Genomic DNA, 3,977 nt, shown 5'->3' with positions numbered 1-3,977 from the left:
GGGCACCGCAACAAACCCAGGTGGTCCTCTCACAGATGGGACTGCCCTGGGTTTGGTGACTCGCGGTTTTGGGTGGTTCAGGCCGGGTGCGCGCGGGTGCGCAAGAAACGCCGGATCGGCTCGGCGCGGCATCAACGCCTACACGCGACGCGGCCGGATCAGATGTGGGCGCTCGATTTCCAGGTCGACGTCACCGTTGAGGGTCGGCAGGTCCGGTTCCTCAATGTCATTGACGAGTACACCCAGCCGGTGGTCGGCTCACCCCTCGGGGCGATCAAACGAACAGCTCTCGGAATCCCTCCCGCCATGACGGGTACTCCAGGGTCAGCCCCAGCTCAGACTTGGCCTTGGCGTTGCTGGCCGCTCGGAGTTGGGTGCCGTAGTACACGGCTTGAACGCCGATCTGTTGCTCGGCCTCCTCCTCAGATACGCGCCGCGGCGGCGGGGCGTCCAGGATTTCGGCCAGGTACGGCAGCCACTTAGCCTGGGGGGCGGGCTCGTCGCCCACGACGTTGTAGATGCCGGGGTTTCCCCTGTTGACCGCTTGCACGGTGGCCGACACTGCGTCGCGGACGTGAACAAACGGATACCGGCCGGCGCCCTCGCCGACAATCGGCAAGTTGCCTGACTTGACCCCTGTTGCCCATTCTCCACCCGGCCCGATCGCGGTGCCTTCACCGTAGAGAAAACCGTATCGAAGGACGACGCCTTCGATCCCCGGCGTGCCCAACACCAGCGTTTCGGCCGCGATGTTCGCCTGTATGTGGCTTCGGATCGGCTCCGGGGCTTCCAGGTACAGGGGTGACGACTCGTCCGTGGGGCCTGATCCGACCGGCTGGGTCATGAAGCTGGCGCTCTGCGCAACAACCCGACGGGTGCCGACTTCGCGAGCCGCCGCCATCAGCGTCTTCGCGCCCTCGCTCCGCAGCCGGTTGGTCACTGCCAGCCACGTAGCGTAGTCACGAGACGGCGTGGAGAGCGCCGTGATCTGGTTGATGATCACCTCCGGTTCGGTCTCGAGGATCGCCTGACGCACCGCAGCATCGTCAAGGCCGTCCATCAATGCCGGCCGCGCCCCGAGTGACTCTATGAGCGAGAGGTTCTCGGTCCGGTGGGTGCTGGCCGTGACCTCGTGGCCCCGGTCCGCCAGCGCCTCGACGAGGGGCCGACCCAAGACCCCTGTTCCCCCCGCGACGAAAATACGCACTGTCGTCTCCTTACTGTAACGGGATAGCGCTCTGCCCAGGCTGTTACAGGAAACAGGTTCACCACCGGGCCGTGGCGGCCCTCCTCGGCCGCCCGGTCCGCCAGGTCGTTGCCCCTGGCGACCGAAGGTCGCTAGGGGCCGCGCGCTGCGGCCGGCCTCTCCATTCACGCACTCGCTCCGGTGAGGAAATGGCCGTCTCCAGACTGTGGGCATGGTCGAGAGTCCTTCAGGGCAGGTTGTTTCGGCGATCTACTGCGAGGAGGCCGCGTCCGCTGTGCGATGGTTTTCGACGGCCCGTCGCACGTCCTCGTCCACCAGGTCGTGGTTGATGGCGATCGCGGCTGCCGATCCCATGCCGGCTGCGGTGATGACCTGCGCGCGTGGATCGGTGACGTTGCCGGCCGCCCATACCCCGGACACGCTGGTTCGGCCCGAACGGTCGGTGGTCACCCAGTCGTTCTCGTCCTTCTCGCAGCCCAGGCCGGTCAGTAGGGCGTCGTGGGGCAGCATGCGTGGGAAGACGAACACCGCGTTGCGGGGCACTACGTGACCTTCGGTCAGTTCGACCCCGCGCAGCCGGTCGTCGTCGACCACCAGTTGCTTGATCACGCCGTCGGCGACGTGCACGTCGCGGGCGGTCAGCCGTTCGCGATCGTCGCCGGTGAGGTCGAGGGTGTGTGGGAAGAAGACGACGTCATCTGACCACTGCCTCAGCAGTAGGGCATGGTGCACGGCGTTCGGGTGGGTGCCGAGCACCCCGATCGGCTGGTCACGGACTTCGTAGCCGTGGCAGTACGGGCAGTGCAGCAGGTCCTTGCCCCACCGCTCGCGCATGCCGGGGATCTCGGGCAGTTCGTCGCGCAGCCCGGTGGCCACCAGCACCCGGCGGGCCTTCAGCGCCGGGCCGCCGGCCAGGTGCACGAAGAAGCCGTGGTCGATGTGATCCACCCGGCCTTCGAACAGCGTCACGCCGTACCCGGTCACCTCGGCCCGGCCCACCTCGAGCAGGGATGCCGGGGGCATCCCATCCCGGGAGAGAAAGCCCTGCATGTGCGCGGCCGGGGCATTGCGCGGGGTTCCGGCGTCCACCACCGCCACCCGGCGGCGTGCCCGGGCCAGCACCAGCGCCGCGTTCAGCCCGGCCGCACCCGCGCCGACCACCACCACGTCGTACACGGAATCAATCACTGCGTTCTTCGTATCGCTCATGGCGATCACCTCCGCCCCAAGGTTGCGACCACCACCTGCGAGTGACAACTTATGTTGCCGTTTCCGGGACAGCCGAGGTGGAATGAGGGTATGGAACCTCCACCCGCGATCGCCCGAGCCCTCACCGAGGTCGGCCCCCGCCTCAAACACCTACGCACCCAGCGCGGCGTCACCCTGGCCGCCCTCGCCGAGGCCACCGGCATCTCCAAGAGCACCCTGTCCCGCCTGGAAACCGGCCAGCGCCGCCCCAGCCTCGAACTCCTGCTGCCGCTGGCCCAGGCCCACCAGGTGCCGCTCGACGAGTTGGTCGGCGCCCCCGAGGTCGGCGACCCTCGCATCCGCCTCACGCCCCGATCCCGCAACGGCCGCACGGTGATCCCGCTGACCCGCCAGCCCGGGGCCCTGCAAGCCTGGAAAGCGATCATCCCCGCCGACCAGAACGAACCGGACCTGTGCACCCACGAGGGCTATGAGTGGGTGTACGTCCTGTCCGGGCAGATGCGGCTCATCGTGGCCGACCACGACCTGATCATGGAGCCGGGCGAGGCCGCCGAGTTCGACACCCGCCTTCCCCACTGGTTCGGCCCCGCCGGCGCCAGCCCCGTCGAAATCCTCAACCTCTTCGGCCGCCAAGGCGAACGCATCCACGTCCGCGTCGCACCCCGTTCCCGCCACGGCAAGCTCTGACACGCGCAACCCGCCGAGTTGCCGTCACCACTGCGATGCGGAGGTGGCAAGCCAGCGGCGGACGTCCGCGACGGGGATCTCCGCGGTGACCGGTCCTCCGGACCTGACCCCGACAGCCCGATCACCCTCTGCATACGATAGGAAGGAACGATGCCCGTGCCAGATCCGTCTCAGTTGCACCCCTCGACGCGTCCTGACCTGACCAACGTGGTGTTCCTGGCGAACCAGGTGACGTCCGAGTTCATCGAGGTCGGCGAGTACGCCTACTACGACGACGAAGGCACCGGCGTGCCGTTCGAGACCGCCAACGTCCTGTACAACTACGGCCCGCAGCGTTTGGTCATCGGCCGGTTCAGCGCCATCGGCCCTGGCGTCACGATTCTCATGCCCGCCGGCAACCATCCGATGATCGGGCCGTCCACCTATCCATTCACGATGTTCGGAGGCGAGTGGACCGACCGGACCCTCGACACCTACCTTTCGATCCCACCATTGCCCGACACGCGCATTGGCAACGACGTGTGGATCGGACGGCAGGCCACCATCATGCCCGGGGTGTCCATCGGTGACGGTGCCATCGTCGCCGCGCATGCCGTCGTGACCAAGGACGTCGCACCGTACGCGATCGTTGCGGGCAACCCCGCGCGGCACATCCGTACCCGCTTCGCCGATGAGGACGTTGCCCTTCTCCTGGCAGCACGCTGGTGGGACTGGCCGATCGACCTCATTACCGAGCACGCCGCCACCATCATGGGCGGCACCCCCGCCGACATTGCCAGCATCAGCGACACAAGCCCATGACAATCTCATTCCGCCCGTCGAAGCGGTCCTGCGCCCGTCCAGCAGGGTCATGAGGGGGTTTGTTGCGTTGCTC

General features: G+C 67.4%; 4 protein-coding genes. 2 read left to right on the top strand and 2 right to left on the bottom strand.

Going from position 1 to position 3,977, the window contains the following annotated elements; genetic code table 11:
• Positions 1–274: 274 nt before the first annotated feature.
• Positions 275–1,207, bottom strand: a complete 933-nt coding sequence (locus tag C5N14_RS29985) for an NAD(P)-dependent oxidoreductase (protein ID WP_165878288.1) — start codon at positions 1,205–1,207, stop codon at positions 275–277.
• A 249-nt stretch (positions 1,208–1,456) separates the two neighbouring features.
• A complete protein-coding gene (locus C5N14_RS29980) occupies positions 1,457–2,416 on the bottom strand; it encodes an NAD(P)/FAD-dependent oxidoreductase (RefSeq protein ID WP_117673046.1) in 960 nt (319 codons plus the stop codon).
• Positions 2,417–2,506: 90 nt separating this feature from the next.
• On the opposite strand from C5N14_RS29980, the gene C5N14_RS29975 reads away from it, so the two are divergent.
• Together C5N14_RS29975 and C5N14_RS29970 are read left to right on the top strand one after the other, a co-directional pair.
• Positions 2,507–3,103 carry a helix-turn-helix domain-containing protein gene (locus tag C5N14_RS29975; protein ID WP_117673044.1) on the top strand — a complete coding sequence of 199 codons (597 nt, stop codon included), beginning with the start codon at positions 2,507–2,509 and terminating at the stop codon, positions 3,101–3,103.
• A 150-nt stretch (positions 3,104–3,253) separates the two neighbouring features.
• Positions 3,254–3,904, top strand: coding sequence for a CatB-related O-acetyltransferase (locus tag C5N14_RS29970; RefSeq protein ID WP_117673042.1), 651 nt, complete (start codon positions 3,254–3,256; stop codon positions 3,902–3,904).
• The last annotated feature ends 73 nt before the right edge of the window (positions 3,905–3,977 follow it).

The organism is Micromonospora sp. MW-13 (genome assembly GCF_003434305.1).
GTDB lineage: Bacteria > Actinomycetota > Actinomycetes > Mycobacteriales > Micromonosporaceae > Micromonospora.
Note: the sequence above shows the minus strand (reverse complement) of the source record. Positions and strands in the feature narration are given on the sequence as shown.

Excerpts from the sequence above, each read along its gene's own strand:
- C5N14_RS29970 (WP_117673042.1), top strand. The coding sequence starts at position 3,254 with ATGCCCGTGCCAGATCCGTCTCAGTTGCACCCCTCGACGCGTCCTGAC.
- C5N14_RS29975 (WP_117673044.1), top strand. The coding sequence starts at position 2,507 with ATGGAACCTCCACCCGCGATCGCCCGAGCCCTCACCGAGGTCGGCCCC.
- C5N14_RS29980 (WP_117673046.1), bottom strand. The coding sequence starts at position 2,416 with ATGAGCGATACGAAGAACGCAGTGATTGATTCCGTGTACGACGTGGTG.